General features: G+C 41.9%; 20 protein-coding genes and 1 tRNA gene. 9 read left to right on the top strand and 12 right to left on the bottom strand.

The features are described 5' to 3' along the window. Positions 1 to 21: 21 nt before the first annotated feature. Positions 22 to 1,431, bottom strand: a complete 1,410-nt coding sequence (locus tag KHS79_RS13205) for a YfcC family protein (RefSeq protein ID WP_212719658.1) — start codon at positions 1,429 to 1,431, stop codon at positions 22 to 24. A 1,265-nt stretch (positions 1,432 to 2,696) separates the two neighbouring features. Here KHS79_RS13205 and arcA point away from each other — a divergent pair. The 3 genes from arcA to arcC all read left to right on the top strand — a co-directional run bounded on the left by arcA (position 2,697) and on the right by arcC (position 6,021). Then, complete coding sequence (gene arcA / locus KHS79_RS13200) at positions 2,697 to 3,923, top strand: arginine deiminase (protein WP_212719655.1); 1,227 nt, start codon at positions 2,697 to 2,699, stop codon at positions 3,921 to 3,923. Positions 3,924 to 4,009: 86 nt separating this feature from the next. Next, the gene (gene argF / locus KHS79_RS13195; RefSeq protein WP_094787699.1) at positions 4,010 to 5,011 is read left to right on the top strand and encodes an ornithine carbamoyltransferase; all 1,002 of its coding nucleotides are present in this window, start codon (positions 4,010 to 4,012) and stop codon (positions 5,009 to 5,011) included. A gap of 83 nt (positions 5,012 to 5,094) precedes the next feature. Beyond that, positions 5,095 to 6,021, top strand: a complete 927-nt coding sequence (gene arcC / locus KHS79_RS13190; RefSeq protein ID WP_094787700.1) for a carbamate kinase — start codon at positions 5,095 to 5,097, stop codon at positions 6,019 to 6,021. Between the two features lie 131 nt (positions 6,022 to 6,152). On the opposite strand, the gene KHS79_RS13185 is transcribed toward arcC, so the two are convergent. After that, positions 6,153 to 6,228, bottom strand: a tRNA-Glu gene (locus KHS79_RS13185). Positions 6,229 to 6,484: 256 nt separating this feature from the next. Between KHS79_RS13185 and KHS79_RS13180 the strand changes: the two genes are divergently transcribed. Beyond that, positions 6,485 to 7,276: a hypothetical protein gene (locus KHS79_RS13180; protein WP_212719653.1), complete on the top strand. Its 792-nt coding sequence runs from the start codon at positions 6,485 to 6,487 to the stop codon at positions 7,274 to 7,276. Between the two features lie 99 nt (positions 7,277 to 7,375). Further along, positions 7,376 to 9,775 (top strand): response regulator, encoded by a 2,400-nt coding sequence (locus KHS79_RS13175; protein WP_094787702.1) that lies wholly within the window; start codon positions 7,376 to 7,378, stop codon positions 9,773 to 9,775. Between the two features lie 41 nt (positions 9,776 to 9,816). Here the strand turns inward: KHS79_RS13175 and KHS79_RS13170 are convergent, their stop codons facing one another. Further along, positions 9,817 to 10,308 (bottom strand): glutathione peroxidase, encoded by a 492-nt coding sequence (locus KHS79_RS13170; protein WP_094787703.1) that lies wholly within the window; start codon positions 10,306 to 10,308, stop codon positions 9,817 to 9,819. Positions 10,309 to 10,336: 28 nt separating this feature from the next. Then, complete coding sequence (msrB, locus tag KHS79_RS13165; RefSeq protein ID WP_212719651.1) at positions 10,337 to 10,765, bottom strand: peptide-methionine (R)-S-oxide reductase MsrB; 429 nt, start codon at positions 10,763 to 10,765, stop codon at positions 10,337 to 10,339. 252 nt (positions 10,766 to 11,017) lie between these two features. Here msrB and KHS79_RS13160 point away from each other — a divergent pair, with 252 nt between their 5' ends. The 4 genes from KHS79_RS13160 (at position 11,018) to KHS79_RS13145 (ending at position 14,673) form a co-directional block, all read left to right on the top strand. Further along, positions 11,018 to 12,232: a pyridoxal phosphate-dependent aminotransferase gene (locus KHS79_RS13160; RefSeq protein WP_212719649.1), complete on the top strand. Its 1,215-nt coding sequence runs from the start codon at positions 11,018 to 11,020 to the stop codon at positions 12,230 to 12,232. Positions 12,233 to 12,551: 319 nt separating this feature from the next. Further along, a complete protein-coding gene (locus tag KHS79_RS13155; protein WP_027709512.1) occupies positions 12,552 to 13,025 on the top strand; it encodes a hypothetical protein in 474 nt (157 codons plus the stop codon). Between the two features lie 204 nt (positions 13,026 to 13,229). Beyond that, complete coding sequence (gene htpX / locus KHS79_RS13150; RefSeq protein ID WP_027709511.1) at positions 13,230 to 14,120, top strand: protease HtpX; 891 nt, start codon at positions 13,230 to 13,232, stop codon at positions 14,118 to 14,120. A gap of 376 nt (positions 14,121 to 14,496) precedes the next feature. Then, a complete protein-coding gene (locus KHS79_RS13145) occupies positions 14,497 to 14,673 on the top strand; it encodes a PA1571 family protein (RefSeq protein WP_165773425.1) in 177 nt (58 codons plus the stop codon). A gap of 224 nt (positions 14,674 to 14,897) precedes the next feature. On the opposite strand, the gene pdxB is transcribed toward KHS79_RS13145, so the two are convergent. The 8 genes from pdxB to gspF all read right to left on the bottom strand — a co-directional run bounded on the left by pdxB (position 14,898) and on the right by gspF (position 22,089). After that, positions 14,898 to 16,049, bottom strand: coding sequence for a 4-phosphoerythronate dehydrogenase PdxB (gene pdxB / locus KHS79_RS13140; RefSeq protein WP_212719647.1), 1,152 nt, complete (start codon positions 16,047 to 16,049; stop codon positions 14,898 to 14,900). Positions 16,050 to 16,404: 355 nt separating this feature from the next. Next, a complete protein-coding gene (gspM, locus tag KHS79_RS13135) occupies positions 16,405 to 16,881 on the bottom strand; it encodes a type II secretion system protein GspM (protein ID WP_027709509.1) in 477 nt (158 codons plus the stop codon). Between the two features lie 61 nt (positions 16,882 to 16,942). Then, on the bottom strand, positions 16,943 to 18,160 hold the full coding sequence (gene gspL / locus KHS79_RS13130; protein WP_212719645.1) for a type II secretion system protein GspL: 1,218 nt from the start codon (positions 18,158 to 18,160) through the stop codon (positions 16,943 to 16,945). Beyond that, positions 18,157 to 19,245 carry a type II secretion system minor pseudopilin GspK gene (gene gspK / locus KHS79_RS13125; protein ID WP_212719643.1) on the bottom strand — a complete coding sequence of 363 codons (1,089 nt, stop codon included), beginning with the start codon at positions 19,243 to 19,245 and terminating at the stop codon, positions 18,157 to 18,159. The genes gspL and gspK overlap by 4 nt, the downstream gene beginning before the upstream one ends. Further along, positions 19,224 to 19,835, bottom strand: a complete 612-nt coding sequence (gene gspJ, locus KHS79_RS13120) for a type II secretion system minor pseudopilin GspJ (RefSeq protein WP_051311663.1) — start codon at positions 19,833 to 19,835, stop codon at positions 19,224 to 19,226. Before gspJ ends, gspK begins: the two co-directional genes overlap by 22 nt. A gap of 49 nt (positions 19,836 to 19,884) precedes the next feature. Further along, positions 19,885 to 20,271: a type II secretion system minor pseudopilin GspI gene (gspI, locus tag KHS79_RS13115; RefSeq protein WP_212719640.1), complete on the bottom strand. Its 387-nt coding sequence runs from the start codon at positions 20,269 to 20,271 to the stop codon at positions 19,885 to 19,887. Then, entirely contained in the window at positions 20,252 to 20,860 is a 609-nt protein-coding gene (gene gspH, locus KHS79_RS13110; protein WP_212719638.1) for a type II secretion system minor pseudopilin GspH, read from the bottom strand. Before gspH ends, gspI begins: the two co-directional genes overlap by 20 nt. 8 nt (positions 20,861 to 20,868) lie before the next feature. After that, a complete protein-coding gene (gene gspF / locus KHS79_RS13105; RefSeq protein ID WP_027709505.1) occupies positions 20,869 to 22,089 on the bottom strand; it encodes a type II secretion system inner membrane protein GspF in 1,221 nt (406 codons plus the stop codon). Between the last annotated feature and the right edge of the window lie 21 nt (positions 22,090 to 22,110).

Below are 22,110 nucleotides of genomic sequence, written 5' to 3'. Positions count from 1 at the left end.
ATTATCCTAATTCAAAACTGCTTATGAAAGTACTGCTGCAACACTCAGCACAGCCATAATCAGGATGGTTAAAATGATCAGCAGTGGCCAAATAAACTTCAACCAGCGGTTGTAAGAAACACGACCTATAGCCAAACCACCCATGACCACCGCAGAAGTAGGTGTAATTAAGTTAACAATACCAGAAGCAGACTGATATGCTGTTACCACTAAGTCTCGTCCTACACCAGCAAAGTCAGCTAACGGCGCCATAATTGGCATGGTTAATACTGCCAGACCAGAAGAAGAAGGTACTAAGAAGGAAAGCACTACTTCCAACCAGTACATTAAATTAATAAAAGCAATACTATTTAATCCTGCAAGCGCTTGCTCTGAAGCATGAAGAATAGTGTCAGTGATCATACCGTTATTCATGACCACCACAATACCACGAGCAATACCAATAATCAGTGCTACCCCTAAAAGGTCACGAGCACCATCAACAAAATTAGAGGTAAACTCTTCTTCACCCATTCTGGCAATTAAACCAACCACAATGCTTGACCCGATAAATAGGGCAGAAATTTTTGCCATCCACCAGTCTAAAGAAGACACTCCGTAAATCATCACCGCAAATGTTAGAGCAAAAACAATCAAAATCAATTGCCTAGAACCACTGAGACTCATATCCTGATTTTGATCTTTACCATGTAAAAAGTGCTTTTTATTATCTTCTGCCATGTCTGCCACTAACGAAGCAGATGGGTCTTTTTTGACTTTAGCAGCATAGCGCATAACAAAAGCAACACAGATTAACCAGCCTAACCCCAAAATAGCTAAACGCCACATCATACCTACAGAGAATTTTACCCCTGCTGCATCAGATGCAATTACAGTTGCAAAGGGGTTAATGGTAGAGCCTAGCGTACCAATACCCGCTCCTAATAAAATAATGGCAACACCGGTTACCGCATCATATCCCGCTGCTATCACCACAGGTATTAACAATGTATAAAAGGGTATGGTCTCTTCGGCCATACCGTATACCGTTCCCCCTGCGGCAAAAAGCAACATTAATATCGGGATCATTAAAATCTCTTTTCCCTTTAAACCGGTTACAGTGCGGGCAATTCCGGCATCAATCGCACCTGTTTTATTAACAACCCCTAAAAATCCACCAATAATCAAAACAAACAATGCAACATCAATTGCATTTGCCTCATAACTGTCATGATCATAGAAGCCGTCAACAGGCGCTAAAAAAATTTCCCACACACCTTGTGGGTTTGCATCCACCTCTTTATAGGTCCCTGCTACTGGGACTTCTTTATCAAGTTTCTCATTATGAACCCTATCATACTGACCAGCAGGCACTAACCACGTTAAGCCTGCCACCACAATGATAAGGAGAAAGAGTATGCTATACGCTGAAGGGAACTTAAACTTTGCCATCGCAGTACTTCCTTTTTATGGGGTAAACTGGATTTTTTGTTATTGGCTCATGTTGTTGAACTGAACTTATATTAAACGCTATTAAAAGTTTATTATTAATTGGCATGATGTCTAATAACTTATTCTCAACCATAACACTTAAAAACTTTTTTCATAACGTTTAACCCATCCATCAACACTTACTTATTAGATTTAAGCCAAGATTAATGAAATATTGACTGAACGCCATATGTGATTTACGACGCAGTTGATATTGAAATGTAAAAGCACGCAATACGTGCTTCATGGATTTCTACCACACCAAGTATTATTTCTTGGTGTTTAAGTGCGCTGCCAGCAACTGTGATCAAGTTAGAATGAGTTAAAGGTTGATTCAGCCAACGATTAACTCCGGATTGTAGTCTATCTAAAACACTTGTTCTTGATAAAGATCAAACGCCTGAAAAGAAAAATTATTGAATCAATGGTATTTAATTTTTCTTTTAAAAAGGCGTCACTTACAGCGCATTTATGCAAGTATTCAAAAAGCTCGATTGTTAAAATATTAATCAATAAATTTGCTTAATAAGTTAATTTTAGTAGCATTAACAAAAAAAATAATTATCGAGCAAATATTAATCATTTTTTCTTGTAACTTTACTACAAAGCCTCATTCTATCACCCTGGTAGCTGAACAACCTACCAAAAAGTGACTATTAATTTCTGTTTAGCGACAAACCAAGTGCTAAAAAATTAAATCACATGCAGAATTATATAGCTAAACTTTACTTTTGCCACAAGTAGGTTAATAGTTAGCCTATATTCAAAACACACGAAAACAGCGAATAAGCAAATTGTCGTTTAAATGCACAACAATGCTCAAAAATAAAAGCTGTATTTTGTTATTTTACTAGTTTAGTTAAAATTCACATTAAAATGGGTATTTTTACGTACAGTCAAAAAAAAATCGTAGCGCTAGCCTATGTCGCGCATTGAGAGCTTCCAAGCTAATATCAGCTTATATATTTTAAATACTTTCCAACTTGCGACAGCTTCTTATCAAAATGCCGCAAGTATTTTTAAAATGAATAACACTTCATAAATAGTGTTTTCTGTCAAAATTCTTGAAGTACTTATTGATAACTTATCCAGCTTAATAGCACTCAAGATTTTTTATGATAAAACTATTAAATATTGTGTTATTCATACAAACTTAGTGTCATACACTAGGATGTTATAATTATCCTTTACTTTTAGTCGCTTGTTGACAGGCAAGGAGAGAGCAAATGTCTCGCTTTTATGTTGGCTCAGAAATTGGACAACTACGCAAAGTACTACTTCACCGCCCAGAATTGTCTTTACGGCGCCTGACTCCATCAAACTGTGAAGACCTCCTTTTTGATGATGTCTTACGTGTTGAAGAGGCCGGTAAAGAGCATGATGTATTTGCTCAAACACTACGAGATAACGGCGTTGAAGTCTTTTTGCTGCTCGATGTTCTCGCTGAAACATTATCCTCTCCTGAAGCCAAAAATTGGGTTTTGGATCGTCAGGTCTCCGAATACCGCTTCGGTCCTACATTTTCAACCGAGGTTAGAAGCTTCCTCAATGAAATGGATAATGCCAAGTTAGCGTCACACCTGATTGGTGGATTAACTGTTGCAGAGCTTAGCTCACAGTGCCCAAGTCCTGTTTTGCAAATGATGCACGAAACAGACTTTATTTTAGACCCAATTCCTAACCATTTATTCACCCGTGATACTTCTTGCTGGGTCTATGGCGGAGTTTCTGTTAACCCAATGGCCAAGCCCGCCCGGAAGCGCGAAACTGTTCATTTACGTGCCATCTACAAATTCCACCCCATGTTTAAAGATGCAGATTTTGAAGTTTACTTTGGCGATGAAGACCGTAACTTTGAACTAGCAACGCTTGAAGGTGGCGACGTACTAGTTATTGGCAAAGGTGCTGTTTTAATTGGTATGTCAGAACGGACAACACCGCAGGGAGTTGAGTTATTAGCTCGCAATCTATTTAAGACAGGCCAAGCTAATAAAGTGATTGCTTTGCAACTGCCTAAAGCGCGGAGCTGTATGCACCTCGACACAGTAATGACTCATATGGATTATGATTGTTTTACTGTTTACCCCGATATTATGCGTAATGATATACCTGCCTGGGAGCTTACTCCTGGTAAAGCAGCAGGTGAAATTAGCTATACCCGCATCAAAGATAGCTTTATCAAAGCCATTGCCCGCACATTAGAAGTACCAGAATTACGTCTTATTCATACTGGAGGTGACGTATTTGAGGCAGAGCGTGAGCAGTGGAATGACGCCAATAACGTGCTTACTGTACGTCCTGGTGTTGTAATTGGTTATGAGCGAAATGTTTATACCATTAAAAAGATGGAAGAAGCAGGTATTACTGTACTTCCAATTCCTGGTGAAGATTTGGGTCGCGGCCGTGGCGGAGCACGCTGCATGAGCTGCCCACTAGAACGTGATGATATCTAGTTCGACTTATTGATTAATCTTTGACTTATGGTTCTTAACCCAAGACCATACAACAACTGTTTTAGATAAGAGTAAGGTAAATAGTCATGGCATTTAATTTAAGAAACCGCCATTTTCTTAAACTAGAAGATTTAACACCTCGTGAAATCAAGTTTCTACTACGTCTTGCTGATGACCTAAAAATTGCAAAATACACAGGTCATGAGCAACCTCGGCTGCAAGGTAAAAACATTGCCTTAATTTTTGAGAAATCTTCTACTCGCACACGATGTGCTTTTGAAGTAGCAGCATACGACCAAGGCGCAAATGTCACCTATATTGGCCCATCAGGCTCACAAATAGGTGCTAAAGAATCAATGAAAGATACGGCTCGTGTCTTAGGCCGCATGTATGATGGCATTGAATATCGCGGTTTTGGTCAAGAAATCGTCGAAGAGTTAGCCGCTAGCGCAGGTGTGCCTGTTTGGAATGGCCTTACTGACGAATTTCACCCAACGCAAATTCTTGCCGACTTCCTAACCATGCTAGAGCACAGTGGCAAGCCACTGAATGAGATTGCTTACTGCTACTTAGGTGATGGTGGTAATAATATGGGTCACTCACTCATGATTGGCGCCGCTAAAATGGGTATGGATTTCCGTATGGCTGCTCCAGAAGGCTGCCGACCTGATGAGAAGCTCGTCAATGTTGCCCAAGAAATTGCCAAAACCACTGGCGCTAAAATCATGATTACAGATGATGTAGAAGCAGCAGTGAAAAATGCTGACTTTTTATACACTGATGTATGGGTGTCTATGGGTGAAGCCGACAGTGTCTGGGAAGAACGTATTAAGCTGTTGAAGCCTTATCAAGTTAATCGTGAGTTAATTGAAAAAACCGGTAACCCCAATGTGAAATTCATGCATTGCTTACCTGCATTCCATAACAGAGAAACCAAGGTTGGTGAAGAAATTTACCAGAAGTATGGTCTTGACGGTATGGAAGTTACGGAAGAAGTATTTGAGTCTAAACACTCAATTGTCTTCGATCAGGCTGAAAACCGGTTACACACTATTAAAGCCGTAATGGTTGCCACCTTAGGTAGCTAATAATCACCTAGTCTGCTAGAACCTGGCTGCCCCTTTCCCCATCCAGGGCAGCCAGTCCCCACTTATAGAGAGAGGAAGCAAGCATGTTAGTTGTAATCGCGCTTGGAGGCAATGCTATTCTCCAACGGGGTGAACCCTTAGAAGCACACATTCAATATCAAAATATTAAAAAAGCAGCAGCGGCTATCGCTAAAGTTGCTGAAGAGCATACCGTCGTGTTAACCCATGGTAATGGCCCTCAAGTGGGTTTATTGGCATTACAAAATGATGCCTATAAAGATGTTTCACCCTACCCTCTTGACGTGTTAGGTGCCGAAACAGAAGGCATGATTGGTTATATGTTTGCTCAATGTCTTAACAATGAAATGCCTAAGCAATCCGTTGCAGCATTATTGACCCAAACCATTGTTGACAAAGACGATCCTGCTTTCGCTGATCCTACCAAGTTTGTAGGTCCTGTTTACAGTCAAGAAGAAGCAACTGAACTCACACGTACCATGGGCTACACCATAAAAGCAGATGGTCTCTATTTCCGCCGTGTTGTGCCTTCTCCTTTGCCAAAAGCTATTGTTGAACTAGATACCATCAAAGCGCTGGTTGACCAAGGCAGTTTAGTAATTTGTACTGGTGGTGGTGGTGTTCCTGTTGCAAAAACAGGTGACAAGCTTGAAGGTGTTGAAGCCGTCGTCGACAAAGATCGCGCTTCTGCCGTGCTTGCACATGACCTGAAAGCTGATGCCTTGATTATTCTGTCTGATGTGGATGCTGTTGCTATTAACTGGGGAACCCCAGAGCAGAAAAATATTAAAAAGGCAACGACAGCTCAAATGGATTCATTTGACTTTGCTAAAGGCTCTATGGGACCAAAAGTTGAAGCTATCTGTGACTTCGTCAAGCAAGGTGGTAAAATCGGCGCAATTGGGTCTCTTGATAATGCCGAAGGTATACTACGAGGTATTACGGGCACTGTAGTTTCTGAAGACCACAAAGGTGATATTGAGTACTACTGATGTAGTCCAGCACCCACATGAGATACCAAGCTGCTTGGTATCTCATTGAAGCAACAATTGAAAACACATCATAGGGATATAATGTTTAGATACAAAAAAGCCAGCTAAATGCTGGCTTTTTTGTAATATTTTGGCGTCCCCTAGGGGACTCGAACCCCTGTTACCGCCGTGAAAGGGCGGTGTCCTAGGCCACTAGACGAAGGGGACGCAGGCCTTCGCTCTCAATTTCTGTGGCGAACGGGTGCGTATCCTACGAGCTAATTACTCATGGGTCAAGCTTTTTTATGACAACATTAAAAATGAAACAAATCAGCAACTAAACTGCCCCTCAGTAACGCCCATATCGCTCACGTAACACAAACATACTATTATCCATTCTAGAATTTACCTAAACACCTTTGGGCAAGCGGCCTATACTCAATTAAGAAATAAGGTGAATAACAACCAGTAAATGGAGAGTGTGGTGTCACCTATTACGATTACTGCAGCGATATTGGTATTTGTCATCATCTTAATAGGCGCAGCTTATGCCTACCATAGCGCTGAAAATGCCAAAATCGAAAAAAGCCGAAAAGCCTCGATGTTTAGTAACCGGATTAGACGGATTGAAGAGGTAATGAGTACATTGCCACTGCCTTATCTTGGCCATGGCTTAGGGGAGTTTCTTATCAGTGAAAAGCTTGATGCGCTAGAGTCGATTAAAAGCTTATCAGTGAAAGACCATAACTCTTCTATTGAAGAACGTATAGCCAATACCAAAGGCGAAATGGCTGAGTTTATGGATAAAATTGTTCAAGAGCAGCATAAGTCAGTCAACATTACTTCTGAGGCACAAGCACAACAGCTCCACAATACCTTCCATGAGTGCCACCGACTGGTCTTGGCGAGTTTTAAAAGCAGTCGCATCAGTAAAGTTGATGCATCAAAGCTCATAAATTACATTAAGGAACGCCTTATCATTATTACCTATGAGTTGTTTTCTTATAGCGCTTATAATGCACAGCAGGCTGAAAAATACACCTTGGCTATTCACTATTATGAACGTGCTATTGATGAATTGCGTAAGCATAATGCCAGTCATACTTATGATGAGTATATTCAAAAAATTAAAAATCGAATTGCTCATGCAGAGGAACAACAAAAAGCACAAACCAGCCAGGAGACGCCAGAAAATCAAAGTAGCAGTTTAGTCAGCAAGCTTGATGAGCTTGTTGATGAAGATGAAACCTGGAAAAAGAAAAACGTCTACGACTGATACTTACGCTGCCAGAATGCACCAGGGAGTGGTATCCTACCTTTTAAGCCTTATAATCACTATTAATAACTTATTAACAGGTCATACAACGCCTGACTAATGAATATCAAGTTTACAAAACGACTATCGTATAAACAGGCCAGAAACACTGTACTTGTCGCCTTTTTACTTGGCATGATGCTGAGCATTGCGCAGGTTACGCTGGATTATAGTTACGAAAAAGCCTTTATTGATGCACAAATTCGCTCTATTTTAGACATCACTCGTAACCCTGCCGCACGTATGGCCTATATTATTGACCACGAGCTGGCACAAGAGTTAGTCAATGGTCTGCTCAAGTCACCCAGTGTTATCGGTGTAGAGCTGATAGATAGTAATGCGAATGTTCTGGCTTCAGCCAAAGAGGCCATGTTTGATGCGCCTTATCGGGGCATTAGTGACTTTCTGTTTGGTAAAACCCGTTACTACCAAGAACCGCTAACCATTGACTATAACCCCAATGAGCTATTGGGCTATCTCAATCTAGAAATTGATACCTATGCCATTGGCTCAAGCTTTCTGCAACGCTCACTCACAACACTGGCAACAGGTTTCGTACGTAGTTTAGTTTTATCTGTTATTTTATTATTTTTATTCTACAGTACATTAACCAAACCCTTAGTAAGCCTGATTAAAGCGCTAACCCGGCTTAATCCAGAAGATGAAAAAAATGCAGTGCAACTCCCCTACCCTAAACATCATGAAGATGATGAAATAGGCTGCCTGGTCAAAACAACGAATCAGTATCTTCAGAGTCTTCACTCAAACCTGACCCGTCGCCAGGAAGCTGAAGCACAGCTCCGCCACTACCTTGGGCAGTTGGAAACCATTGTCGACCAACGTACAGGGGAATTGCGCCGAACGAATGAACAGCTTCAAACCAGTAATGCCATGCTTGAACGAGCACGTCATCAGGCCGAGCAGATGGCAGAAGCACGCTCGGCTTTCCTGGCAAGCATGAGTCATGAAATCAGGACCCCTTTAAATGGGGTATTAGGAATGATTGGTTTAACGCTAGACAGCGAACTAAACCATGAACAGCAACAACAACTCACCATTGCTTACAACTCAGGTAAAGTATTAGTAGAGTTATTGAACGATATACTTGACCTGTCGAAGTTTGAGTCAGGAAAATTACTGCTAGAACAAATCGAGTTTGACTTACGTGGCACGGTAGAAGACGCTGTTAATTTGCACAGTCAAAGTGCTAACGAAAAGAAACTGGCACTAGAGTGTGATATTGCCCCAGAAATACCAGAAAACATATTGGGAGATCCTACTCGCATCCACCAAATAATTAGTAACTTGCTAAGTAACGCTATAAAATTTACCAGCAAGGGTTTTGTCCAGCTTAGTGTTCAAGTCGCCGATGAAAATGACCAAGAGTTTATCGTCGCAATTAATATCAAAGACTCTGGCATTGGCATCAGTAAAGAGGCTCAAGAAAAAATCTTTCAGCCCTTCTCCCAGGCCAATGTCGATATTACCCGTAAATTTGGCGGTACTGGCTTAGGTTTAGCGCTCTGTCGAAACCTAAGTGAAGCGATGGGAGGCCACCTAAAAGTAAGCAGCGAACCCTCCTTAGGCAGCACCTTCACCGTTATCCTACCACTGGCCAAACCCGAGCATATTTTTCGACCGCAAGTTAACCCACAGTTGCAGTATTATCAAATTCTCTTGCTTTGCCATGATGCGCTTCAACAGACACTATGCAACCATTTAGACTACTGGGGTGCTCCTTACAAAACACTGAGTTACCAGCAACCGTTGGTACCACAACTTGAGCAAATCAAGCCGCACCTATACTCATGTGTTATTATTGACAGAGCCGCTGATGCCAATGCATTTATAAATGCCAATGATGATATGAGTATTATCTTCGCGACCGCTCATCAGGATATGCTGGATAAAGAAACACAACAGATTCTGGGTATCAGCAAACAATTGCAGTTACCTTTACGCAGGAATGAACTTTACAGCACTTTACTTCAGGTTTTTCACCTGTCTTCCCAAACAACTGTTGAGGAGATATCCCAAGTACCTACTTCAACATTTGAGGCCATGCATATTTTGGTGGTGGAAGATAACCATATCAATCAACTTGTCGTTAAAGGTATGCTGGAAAAAATTGGTCATCATGTCGACGTTGCTACTCAGGGCAAAGAGTGCCTAGCACTTTGTCAACAACATCACTATGACTTAGTCTTTATGGACTGCAACATGCCTGTAATGGATGGCTACGAAGCCACTCAAAAACTGCGTACCATCGAACACATGAAATCAGTACCTGTCATAGCGCTTACGGCCAATGCACTAAGCCATGACCGCCAAAAGTGCTTGGATTCTGGTATGAATGATTATTTGGCAAAACCTTTTAAAAAAGACCAGCTGGCTTATATGGTTGAAAAGTGGGCAGGCCAACATCGTAACTCTCTTACGGCCGAGCCTGCTCGTGCTTAGGGCCTAGCCTAATCGAAATGGACCTACTGTATCCCCAGCATCTAGGCACACATTAAATAGCCCTCAACCTGCTGGCTTATAGAAAGTGGTGAGGTTATAGGTGAAAACCGTTGTATCTTTTTTGCCTGAGGTGAAACCAAGAACTTGGTAAAATTCCACTTAATTTTATCCAGTCCAAATAAACCAGGCGCTCGGCGTTTTAATAATGCATACAGCGGATGTGTGCTTTCACCATTCACATTTACTTTTGCAAACATCGGAAAACTAATCTGAAACTGTGTCTCACAAAACGTAGCTATTTCGCTATCACTCCCTGGTTCCTGCTGTAAAAATTGATTACACGGAAAGCCTAACACCACAAAGCCTTGCCCCTGAAATTGTTGGTAAAGGGTCTCCAATTCTGCATACTGTCGTGTAAAGCCACACTGACTGGCTGTATTTACAATTAACATTACCTGATTTTGATAGGGTTCAAGCGTCATCCATTCGCCTTTGATCGTTTGGCACGGTATCTCGTAAAGTGAATCAGCCATTGCAAATCTCCATGTTAAAAAAAGAATATTAACTATCTTCCTTGGTAGACTCTGATGATGCCGCAGTAAATTTTAATGAAGCAGAATTAATGCAGTAACGTAATCCTGTCGGTTGGGGACCATCAGCGAAGACATGGCCTAAGTGGGCCTCACATTGACTACACATGACTTCTGTTCGTACCATTCCATGACTATGATCTGTTTCTGTATGGACTACCTCTTCATCAATTGGCTGGTAATAACTAGGCCAGCCAGAACCTGAATCATACTTGGTCGTAGAATGAAATAACGGCTGCCCACAACAGGTACAACTATAAATACCTGTCTCTTTCATACCCAGGTACTCTCCAGAGAATGCTGGCTCAGTCCCCTTTTCACGGCAAATTCGATATTGCTCAGGTGTTAATTGTTGTTGCCACTCTTGAAGAGACTTTTTAACCTTTTTATTTTTATTCATGCCCAAACTCCCAAACCCTCACATAAAAAAATACAGGTAACCTGTAACACTTTACGTATGAAACTTAAATCATTATTTCAGCGATTGCTTATAACACCCAGATTACAATACTATGGCATATACTCAGCAATAAGATGAAATTTTCATCCTTCGTGCCACAGTAGCCCAAATGAAAACAGGAGGCTAATGCAATGGCTGTTCACCTGCTGCTGAGTGGGTATACCTAAGCTGATTATTCAAAGAGTCCTAACCATGCAGGAAATCAATAAGTCCCTAAAACTCAACAACGTTTGCTACGATATTCGTGGGCCAGTGCTTGCCGAAGCGAAGCGTTTAGAGGAAGAAGGTCATCGGGTTATAAAATTAAATATTGGAAATCCCAGCCCGTTTGGTTTTGATGCCCCTGAAGAAATTATTCAGGATGTAATTCGCAACCTACCACAAGCCCAAGGTTATGGTGACGCCAAGGGACTCTTTGCCGCACGTAAAGCGGTCATGCAGTACTACCAACAAAAACAAATTCATAACGTCAATATTGACGATATCCTCATTGGTAACGGGGTAAGTGAACTTATTGTGATGGCCATGCAGGCCCTGCTCAACACCCATGATGAAATCCTCATCCCGGCTCCTGACTATCCTCTGTGGACAGCTGCTGTCACCCTGTCCAGCGGTAAACCCGTGCATTATATTTGCGATGAACAACAAGACTGGCTGCCAGACTTAGACGACATTCGTAGCAAAATTACCCCACAAACCCGTGGTATTGTCCTGATCAATCCCAATAACCCAACAGGTGCTGTCTACAGCAAAGCCTTTTTACTGGAAGTCATCGAAATTGCACGTCAGCATCAACTGATTATCTTTGCTGATGAGATTTACGATAAAATTCTTTACGATGATGCCGTTCACCACTCCGTCGGCGCCCTATGTGATGATGTATTAGTCATCACCTTTAATGGCTTGTCCAAGGCTTATCGTGCAGCGGGATTTCGCTCTGGCTGGATGGTTATAAGCGGCCCCAAACATCATGCCAAAAGCTATCTTGAAGGGTTGGATATGCTGGCCTCCATGCGCTTATGTCCAGCAATGCCCAGTCAATATGCTATTCAAACTGCTCTTGGTGGCTACCAGAGTATTAATGATCTGATTCTGCCTGGAGGTCGCCTTCTTGAGCAACGTGACCGCGCCTATGAGCTGATTAATGCCATTCCTGGTGTAAGTTGCGTTCAGCCAAAGGGGGCTTTGTATTTGTTTCCCAGGCTTGATCCTAAACGCTATCGTATTCAAGATGACGAGCAGATGGTGCTTGACTTGCTGATTCAAGAAAAAGTCCTACTTGTTCAAGGCACTGCTTTCAACTGGCCCTACCCTGACCACCTTAGAATCGTCACCTTACCGTATGTTGAAGACCTGACAGCGGCCATAGAGAAGTTTGCCCACTTCCTCAGTCGTTATGAACAATAAGCTGCTTTAGTAAAGTTTAACCACTGAATATAAATTTACACTTTACATACAACCATTGGTTTTGAGTTGCTTTTTTGTTGAGCAGCCTACCAATGGTTTAATCAAATTTTTCACCCACCAAAAATGCTCATGTTAAACATGGGTTATCTACTATGAGAGTAAGCACTGGTATTAGAGTAAGTGCTGGAGATAACGTTTATCGCAAAGGGAATCATAGCGGTAATTTCGAACCGTTTATCCAGTGAGAAAAGGTTCTGTTGTCTGCCAGTCACTTCAGTGCTGTAATAACCTTAATTCACCACACATGATGTAGATTTTCATGGCTGATATTCATATTGATGACTTTTATCGAGACTGTGCACTAGCACTCCTGCGTCTGTATAACTTTTTTCCACGCAAGTGCACCCTTTATGTTGACGATATTATATCTCCTGAGCATCCTGATGAGTTTGGTATTCCAACCCAACGACACTTAGCCTGTTTTGGCTGTATGATTTGGCTCGCTGAAGAAGGTTATGCTCGCTATGAAGACACAATTCGACATGATGCGCTGGATCAAATTGTGCTCACTCAGACCAGTTTTATTAAGCTGTCTGGGCTGTTACCTGCCCAATTGTGCCAACCCATCCCCCCTCATCAACAAGAAAACCCGCCACTTCCACCTTCTGTAGCAGAACAACACGCCACCCTTGCACAACAGTTACGCCATGCGATCAACCATCAACAAGCTCTTATGGTAAAACACTTGCTGCGTTATTTTTTTAATAAGGAACTACCTCCTCCCCATAACTGATATACACAAAATAAATAACGACTCTTGAGCGATAAGCTCAACCAAAAACCCTTTAATTTATCAGTATTTATTTATAACAAACCTACATAAACTAAATGCGCGCAAACACATCTAATATTTGTGTTTGACAGCATGTGTTCTTGAAAAAAAGCTAACAAACCACATATTTGACTAATAGATTCCTGATGAGATAGGTAACCAAGCATGAAACGAATTATGCTTTTTCTTGCTACCAATATTGCTGTGCTGGTTGTTGCCAGTATCACACTCAACATATTGGGTGTTGGCAGCTACATCACAAGACAAGGGTTAGATTTTGGCAGCCTTTTGGTGTTTTGTGCTGTGTTTGGTATGGCTGGCTCTTTTATTTCCCTACTGCTATCAAAAACAATGGCCAAGTGGTCAACAGGCACCCAGTTGATAGACCAGCCCACATCGGCTAATGAGCGCTGGCTGGTGGAAACGGTGCAAGAACTGGCTAATAAAGCCGGTATTGGTATGCCTGAAGTGGGTGTCTTTCAGTCACCACAAGCCAACGCCTTTGCAACAGGTTGGAATAAAAATAACGCACTTGTAGCGGTCAGCACCGGTCTGCTGGAACGCATGAGTGCCGATGAAGTCCGAGCGGTTCTAGGGCATGAGATAGGACATGTCGCTAATGGAGATATGGTGACGCTGTCACTGATCCAAGGTGTTGTTAATACCTTTGTTATGTTCTTTGCGCGAATTATTGGCTATGCCGTTGATAGCTTCCTGCGTCGTGATGATGATGGCGGTGGTGTGGGTATTGGCTTTTATATCACCACATTTGTTATGGAGATTGTGTTAGGCATCTTGGCTTCTACTATTGTCATGTGGTTTTCACGCCAACGTGAATACCGAGCAGACCAGGCTGGTGCTGAATTAACCAGCCGCGAAGCAATGATTGGTGCCCTGCAACGTTTACAAGCCGATTATGCAGAGCAAAGTGCATTGCCTTCAACTATGACTGCATTTGGCATTAGTGGAGAGCAAAAATCCAGCTTGCTCGCCAACTTATTTTTGAGCCACCCTCCCTTAGAGGAACGGATTGCAGCCCTACAAAATATGAAGTAATCCTGAACACATATCTTAGCTATCAAGGGTGGTTAACATCTACCCTTGATAGCATTCCCCTACCCATATACATAGCCTTTTTATACTGCATGTTACTCAAGTAGTATTAATCTCTTATTTAAGTGTGCAACCGCTAACTTCAGAGTATCAATGATACCAAAGGGATTTTTTTTTAGTTCCTTTAGGTATAAAAACCACTGCACGTGGGTGTTGCAGTTAGCATGACATGTCGTTTAATCTCACATTTAGAAAACATAAAAAAAACTTTTGTGACTCGTTAAACGCCTTGCCAAACATATTAAAAACTAATTACACAGTGCGGCGTCTTACAGGTGCGTAACGAATTTTGTACTGATTAGGCTAAGAGGTAACGAACATGCATCTGCAAACCATTCCAACCAGTAATAAAACCAAACCTTCCCATCGTCCAGATATTTTTAATGGTGGCGCCATCATTGATGAAAATGGCAAAGAAGTGCCCATCACAGAAGAAATGCTACAAAAAGCGTTCAAAAGACTGGAAAAAGCCTGGGTGCTCCCAAGAAAAAAATAAGTGTTTAATTTTTAGATAGCAACATGAAAACTGTCGAACTGTCACTACAAAAAAGAGCTGATAATCATTCGCAATACTCAGCTTTAACTTTTCTGCACACAGCCCGCAGTCGTGTGCAATATGATTAATTGACCGTATACAGCTGCTACTAAATGGGTATGCTTAGTAACAGACTGATGACTTAACAAACGTACGACGTGAAAAGTGTATCGTATTACTAAACACTAATGAGTAACTACTTTAAAACCTAAAGCCTTAAATGCATGAACCACATCGCCAGGACAATTTTTCAATTTGATCTTTAGTGTTTTAAACTCACGTCGTTCTCGATAGTTCTTTCGCAAGTTATCAAAAACGCTGCCAACATCCACCTCAGATTTACCCAACTCCCGTCGTAACATAACATCATCACAACGTATGTCGTATAATGAGCGTATTGCTGTAGATACGGCTTGTTGTCGAGGCACATTACCTGCAAAACTAATGCTTTTCATCACCGGCATAGGCGCAATACCAGGGAGTTTAATACGAGTAGGTAAACCAAAAAAGCGGCAGGCTGCTTTATAAATCATTTCCGTACCCTGCATCTTACCATCCAGGCTATAGCCCGCAATATGGGGTGTAGCAAGCTCAATATAGGGTAGCAGTTCAGTATTAAGCGCTGGCTCTCCTTCCCAGACGTCAAGTACAACGGTGATATTAACACCATCATGTTTTAACTTAAGCAAGGCTTCATTATCAATAACAGCACCACGCCCCGCATTGATTAAAATTGTGCCAGGCTTCAGTTGTCGTAAAATGTGCTCATTAAATAAGTGATGTGTCGGATGGGGTCCAGAGTCAGTGAGTGGCGTATGCAAGGAAATAATATCACTTTCCGCAATAAGTGTAGGCAAGTCTAGATAGGCACCCTGAGGTTCACTTTCTGCCAAAAAAGGGTCACAGACACAAGTCGCCACACCTAAACGCTGTAACACTTGGTGTAACGCACCACCAACATTGCCTTTACCGACAATGCCAACTACTTTATCGCGAATATCAAAATCCTGTTGCTCAGCTAACACATTGAGTGCGCTCAGCACATATTCAACAACTGCATTGGCATTACACCCTGGTGCACTGGCAAAACCAATACCTTTCTCAGACAAAAACTGCTCATCAATATGATCGGTACCTATTGTTGCAGTACCCACAAAACGCACAGTGCTGTCCTGTAGCAGCTTCGCATCAACCTGCGTAACGGACCGCACCAACAGCATGTCAGCTTCACGCACCTGCTCAGCAGAAATAGCCCGCCCAGGCAGACGAATAATATCCCCAAACGAAGCAAAAAAAGCATCTAACAACGGGATATTTTCATCAGCAACGATCTTCATAGCCAATACCTGTCAAAAATAAACCTCATTATTTAGCCATGCTCATGCATCAGGTGCAAGATACATAATGAACTATTAATATGATCTGCCAGGGCCTGATAACACTATTTGAATCACCACTGCCGTAGACTATTTTTTCGCCTAGCAAGGCACAAGGAATGCTGTGTAGTCATTCTACATAAATGACTTGTAACACCACTAGGTGGAAAAATAATCACGGCCCGAAGGGTGATGACGGTAAAAGCACTACTCGTTGTTGCTCATTGTTCATTTAGAGCCACTCAACTTCACGCTTCGCGCCTAGATGAGTGCTTTTACCATCATAACAGTGATATTCAAATAGTGTTAACAGGCCCTAAGAACCTGCCAACTGAAAGCTTACCCTAAGATCAACAAGCCCACTTTCCTGTTTACGTGATACATGAACATTTAATAAAGGAATCTGTTGCTTTTCCACAATGTCGTATAGCCAGGTCAATACCTTTTGAAAGGGAACTTGCTCCAGCCACAGCGTCATCGCCTTTTGCCCAGGCTCTAAACGTTTAATATCCAATTGTTGTTGACGAGCAACCTGCGTAATCCTCTGCCGTGCCTGGTCCGCTGTCAGTGTAGGTGCAGATTGCACTTGCTTAAGCGCTTTAGCTTGTTGTTGATGACTACTGACAAACTGGTAAGCCTCTTGCCAGTACAACAACTGTTCACTCGATTTACTTAAACGCTGTTGGGTAGGTTGCCAAATACCCCAATATAAAACCATCACCCCCACAAAAGCGCTGAGCAAGATTAACGCTCTGCGATCACGGGGTGATAATGATGCTAAAAATGCCTGCATAGGTGTTCTCAACACATTAAAAAAAATTTGAATAGCTATTGAGCATAACTCAAACCATTAATTAATTTGCAGCAAGCTCAATCCGAGCCAGAACCTGCTGGCGCTGGTTGTTCGCTGAACGCAAATTAGCCTCTAAGCCTTGAGCTTTACTGGTACTAATGAGCTGCTCCACACTGGCTAAATCTTTTGCTAACAGCTCCATCATAAAACTACCATCATTACGAAAATCAAGAGAGCGGACTGTAAACTGACCTGGCTGTCCAGTTTGTAAAATATGGCCTAACTGAAATAATGTGTGCAAAAAAGCATTATCCTGACCACCCGACCTCTGCTTTAATTGGGCTTTAAATTGGCTAACAACATCAATGACCTTTTTTTGGTTTGGGAATATTTTGCGGTATAAGTCAGTGGTTGCCTGTTCTAACCTTTGAGCGTGTCTTTCCTGATGCCAGGCATAGCCATGTAAACCAGCTAGCCCCAGTGAGATAACCATAATTACCCCAGCAATTGACCAGCGCCACTGTTTCCAACCGGTATTGTTACGATGACAAGGCTGCCACTCGTGATGCAACAAGTTTACGTTACCTGTTTTCTGCCAAAGCCCTGACAGCCAGGTAAGCCAGTGGCCAGAAATAACCTGCCACTCAACCGGTAATTCCATTGTCGAGGGTAGGCTCGAATCTGCGTCAGCCCAGGCCTGCTGCACTTCAGTCAAATCAATCAACTCTGGCACCAATTGAGCTGCCAGTGCTTCAGGTACAATACCCACTGCGCTGGTTGCAGTCACCACTGTTACCTGAGACTGGTGACATACCACACTACTTGGCTGCTGAGCCAGCAACCAGCTTTCAGGTACCATAACATCCAACGGCAACCCTGCCTCAGTGAATGTTTCTACCAACTGTCGAATATCATCCTTTAATAAAGCAATACACGGCACATGATTATCTTCATTAGGTGATAACATCGTTAAGTGGTATTGATCAATATCCGCAACTAACCGCTCTTCCAGTAAATAAGGCACCGCTTGCTCAATATGCTTACGCTGTTTGGATGGCGTCGCCACCCAAGCCAGTGTTGTCAGTGCACCAGGCACCACTAACACCAACCTTGCACCTGGAAATTCAGCATAACGCTCAGCCAGCTGAGTAATACTTCCCTCTTCAACGTTACTTTGCTGCGCTTCCTGCTGAACACACCAACATAAATTGCTGGCTAACAATGTTTGTGCCTGGGCTGCAACATTAACAAACCCAATAAAAAATGTTGTTTTACTCATGATGACTTACTTTGCTCTGAGATCACCAAGGGAGCCGACAGTGGCAGCCATTGACGACTGATAACATCAATTTCTTTCTTACTTTTTCGGTGTAACAGGCTACTTAACACTTGCCGTTTACCAAATAATACCACTTCTACCTGTACCCAAAAATAACTGCTTCTAACTTGATAATTGACACCATTGCTATTAAAACTTGAACTATCCTTAATAGGCTTTTTTTTACGCTGCTCAATTATTTTTGATGCTTTATTTGGATCGATGGCTTTCAATAAAGCTTCTGATACCGTATTAATATTCAATGCAAAAGTATCAATTCCTGGTAACACACAGCTTGTTGTTGCCAGTGTATCTATCACCTTTTGATTAAAACCTTTTATTTGCCGCAACTCACTAAAGTCATACAACAATTGATTCGCGGTTCGATACGGTGGTTTTAAACCGAGATAATAATAATCCTCAGCAGAACTAACACTCTGATCGCTGTCCACCCAATCTTTTAAGTTAGTATACAATGCTGAAGGTAATTTACTGGCATTTAATAACTGATTAAATTGTTTTTGCGAATTATTTTTTTTCTGGTCCGAGCCTCTGCCAGTACTATTTTCTGTATCATCATCAGTCGAGTCAGCCATCCCACCGAACTCAGAGTCTTCTCTTTCTACTAGAGTGTTTCTTGTTTCTTTATCATCTTTATCATCATTTGTGCCACCTCCGTTGCTTCTGAATAGACTGTTTAAATTAAAACAGCGTTCAGCATCAATCACCCAAACCCGCGTATAAGCTTCTTTAATCGGATATTGCTCCAACTGCATAGGCTGGCCCCGATATGTACTCCAATCTTCTTCTATTAGCGCATCAACATTCGGGGTTTTATCCTGGGACAGTACGTATTTAATTAATGCTTCACTACCCAAGGCATAACTTCTCAATTGAGCTTGTGTTACCGAGTGGCTGGTCATATTAATGAGTTGATCCAGTCGCTTAATAAGTGCCGCCGCTAAAATAGAAACAACTGCAAACACCAACATCACCGTAATTAATGCAACACCTTTTTGCGGCTTTATTTTGACATTGCAACCCATACTTCCATTTCTCCTAATGATTTATGGGTAAATATCACTTTTACTGCTTCAGGCATTGATGCGGTCGATTGGGTATTATTGGGTGGCCAATCAGAGTGCCAGGTATCCTGTTTATCCAAAAACTGATAATGCAAATCGCTCACATCTGTTAGTAATACTTGTTTTTTTGGCTTAACTTCGGGCGGTCGATCCAGAAAGCGCCAATAATACCTAACCAACTCATTATTCACGTTTTCATACTTCACCCTTTGTAAACGACTACGTTTGCCATCAGGGTGTTCTGGCCAGCTTTGTAACGGATTGTCCCAACCTAACCGGGTAAATTCCAAGGTGTTTTCATCAATAATAAAAGCTTCTTCTTTATCACCAAATTCATTACGGATAGGACGCTTAACCCACTGTTCTAAATCATGACGAATAAAATAAAACGTTTTCTGTAAATCTACCATTTGCTCGCTATGATCAAACACTGTTACCTGAGTGCGTAATAAGCTGTTAAAAAGCTGATAAACCGCTAAGCCAATAATGCTAAAAATAGCTACCGCAATGAGGACTTCTAATAAAGTAAAACCATGTATACGCTGCCTCATGGTTTACTTATCCTCACACTATTTTGCTTAACGTTTAATAATCTTGTGTTCATGTCGCATCAGCCTCCATAAAAGCAACCAGCGTCGCCAATTGGTACTCATCTTCACGCCATGATAATTTACGCTCTACAACGATTTCTATCCGCAAAATACCTTTGTTTTCAGTCGTTTTAATAACACTTTTCACGAGCCACTCGCGGTCCGCAAACTTAATTTCTTTTTCAGTGTTACCTGATTGTTTTTTTTTCGTCCAGCGCAATTCACTTAAATAATTTTCAGCGACCTGAACCGCTAAGGTTTTTTCTTCCAGTAACTGCACTTTTTGCAAGGTACCACTGCCCGCCATCAGCAAAATAGATGCCGCAGCTGCAAATACAGCAACAGCCAGCATAACCTCCAGTAAGGTAAAACCTTGATTAGCGTGTTTTGACTTCAAACCCAGCCGTACCATCAGTCGCAATCATCCACTCTCGTTCTGTTTGTTGCTGTTCATTAATAATGACTAACCGGAACGGTGTCACTTCATAGCTCGATAAAAAAACAATATGCGGTGTTACACGGTCCTTATCCTTTCCTCGTGATGAACTATTACGAGAATCCTCTTTTTCATCATCTTCCGCTTCTTTTTTGCGCATGGTGGGCGGTTGCCAATAATCTTCTCGCTCATCCAGCAATAAACGAAATACCAATCCATCAGGTAGTGTAATTGAGGAAAAAGGTTGTTCTTCTGCTTTTTGGCACTGCCAGTTTTCTTGAGAACAGGTTAGTAACGATAACTGCTGATCTGATACCACAAGTCCATACTGTCGTTGCTGATAAACCGCCGCTAACGATGTCTCATTGAATACCGTCTGCAAGTTACCTAATAACTGACGTATTTCTCGATCTCGTGAACCATCACCCAGGGAGATAACAGTCAAGCTCACCATTACGCCAATAATCACAAGTACGACAAGCAATTCAATTAACGTAAAGCCTCGCTGATCGCCTTTTAGTACTGGGTTTGAACCATGCACATTATTCATCACGCTTGCTATACAACGAGTGCATTAAGGTTGAGAATTGGCAATAACACCGCCAATACAATGACCAGCACTATAGCCCCCATAAATAAAAGCATCATGGGCTCAAATAAGCCCACCAACATGGCCACAAAACCTTCTACTTCTTGTTGCTGATTTTCTGCTGCTCGTCCCAACATATCATCTAACTCACCACTGGATTCACCACTGGCCACCATGTGCAAAATCATTGGAGGAAATACATTGGTTCGCTCTAATGCTTTACGTAAACTGTTACCCTCACTTACCCAGAGTGCAGTATCTTTCACCTGATGTTTAATCGACAGATTATCAATAACCTCAACGGCAATATGTAAGGCATCCACTAACGGCACACCACTGCGTACCAAAATACTCAACGTACTGATAAAACGCGCAGTTTCCATGTTTAATAGCAATTTCCCCATTACGGGCAGCTTTAACCAGAACTGATGAACACGTTTTTTAAACGAATCATGACGCATACCATAGCGATACCCCATCCAAGTTAATACGCCAACAATAGCGACGTAATACCAACTGCTTTTTACCCAGTCACTGGCCGCAATAATCACTTCCGTTAACGCAGGTAATTGTTGCTTGGAGTTAATAAAGACTTTAACAATATCAGGCACAACATAACCTAATAAAAAGCCTACAATCAGTAACGAAGCACAAAGCAAAATAATAGGGTAAACCAACGCTAACTGAATTTTTTGACGCGATTTTTTTCGATCTTCAGTATAATCTGCTAACCGGTTCAACACTAAATTTAAGTGTCCTGACTGTTCACCGGCTGATACCGTTGCCCGATATAAATTTGGAAAGACCTGAGGGAAGTCCGCCATACTATTGGCTAAAGAGTAACCTTCTAGCACCCGAGAGCGTACTGATAATATAATCGCTTTAATTTTTCGTTGATCATTCTGATCAGCAACCGCCTTCAAGACTTCTTCAATTGGCATACCGGCCTGTATCAATGTTGCCAATTGCCGTGTGATCAGTGCTAGCTGATGTGCAGAAATTCGTTTTCCGAGCTGTAAACTAAAGCGTGGTTGAGTATCACTACTGCGCTCTTTTGTGGCAGTAACCGTCAGCGGTGCCAGCTGTTTATCACGCAGCAACTGACGTACCTGTTTGATACTATCCGCTTCAATAATACCCTTTTCTTCCTTTCCTCGCGGGTTTAACGCGATATACTCAAATGCAGCCATACCTGTACTACTGTTAGCCCT

This window comes from Zooshikella ganghwensis (assembly GCF_018263875.1).
GTDB classification, from domain to species: domain Bacteria; phylum Pseudomonadota; class Gammaproteobacteria; order Pseudomonadales; family Zooshikellaceae; genus Zooshikella; species Zooshikella ganghwensis.
This window is presented reverse-complemented; position numbering and strand designations above follow the sequence as displayed.

Bases quoted from the DNA above. Each gene is read 5' to 3' on its own strand.
- KHS79_RS13205 (WP_212719658.1), bottom strand. From the start codon at position 1,431: ATGGCAAAGTTTAAGTTCCCTTCAGCGTATAGCATACTCTTTCTCCTT.
- arcA (WP_212719655.1), top strand. From the start codon at position 2,697: ATGTCTCGCTTTTATGTTGGCTCAGAAATTGGACAACTACGCAAAGTA.
- argF (WP_094787699.1), top strand. From the start codon at position 4,010: ATGGCATTTAATTTAAGAAACCGCCATTTTCTTAAACTAGAAGATTTA.
- arcC (WP_094787700.1), top strand. From the start codon at position 5,095: ATGTTAGTTGTAATCGCGCTTGGAGGCAATGCTATTCTCCAACGGGGT.
- KHS79_RS13175 (WP_094787702.1), top strand. From the start codon at position 7,376: ATGAATATCAAGTTTACAAAACGACTATCGTATAAACAGGCCAGAAAC.
- KHS79_RS13170 (WP_094787703.1), bottom strand. From the start codon at position 10,308: ATGGCTGATTCACTTTACGAGATACCGTGCCAAACGATCAAAGGCGAA.
- msrB (WP_212719651.1), bottom strand. From the start codon at position 10,765: ATGAATAAAAATAAAAAGGTTAAAAAGTCTCTTCAAGAGTGGCAACAA.
- KHS79_RS13160 (WP_212719649.1), top strand. From the start codon at position 11,018: ATGCAGGAAATCAATAAGTCCCTAAAACTCAACAACGTTTGCTACGAT.
- KHS79_RS13155 (WP_027709512.1), top strand. From the start codon at position 12,552: ATGGCTGATATTCATATTGATGACTTTTATCGAGACTGTGCACTAGCA.
- htpX (WP_027709511.1), top strand. From the start codon at position 13,230: ATGAAACGAATTATGCTTTTTCTTGCTACCAATATTGCTGTGCTGGTT.
- KHS79_RS13145 (WP_165773425.1), top strand. From the start codon at position 14,497: ATGCATCTGCAAACCATTCCAACCAGTAATAAAACCAAACCTTCCCAT.
- pdxB (WP_212719647.1), bottom strand. From the start codon at position 16,049: ATGAAGATCGTTGCTGATGAAAATATCCCGTTGTTAGATGCTTTTTTT.
- gspM (WP_027709509.1), bottom strand. From the start codon at position 16,881: ATGCAGGCATTTTTAGCATCATTATCACCCCGTGATCGCAGAGCGTTA.
- gspL (WP_212719645.1), bottom strand. From the start codon at position 18,160: ATGAGTAAAACAACATTTTTTATTGGGTTTGTTAATGTTGCAGCCCAG.
- gspK (WP_212719643.1), bottom strand. From the start codon at position 19,245: ATGGGTTGCAATGTCAAAATAAAGCCGCAAAAAGGTGTTGCATTAATT.
- gspJ (WP_051311663.1), bottom strand. From the start codon at position 19,835: ATGAGGCAGCGTATACATGGTTTTACTTTATTAGAAGTCCTCATTGCG.
- gspH (WP_212719638.1), bottom strand. From the start codon at position 20,860: ATGAATAATGTGCATGGTTCAAACCCAGTACTAAAAGGCGATCAGCGA.
- gspF (WP_027709505.1), bottom strand. From the start codon at position 22,089: ATGGCTGCATTTGAGTATATCGCGTTAAACCCGCGAGGAAAGGAAGAA.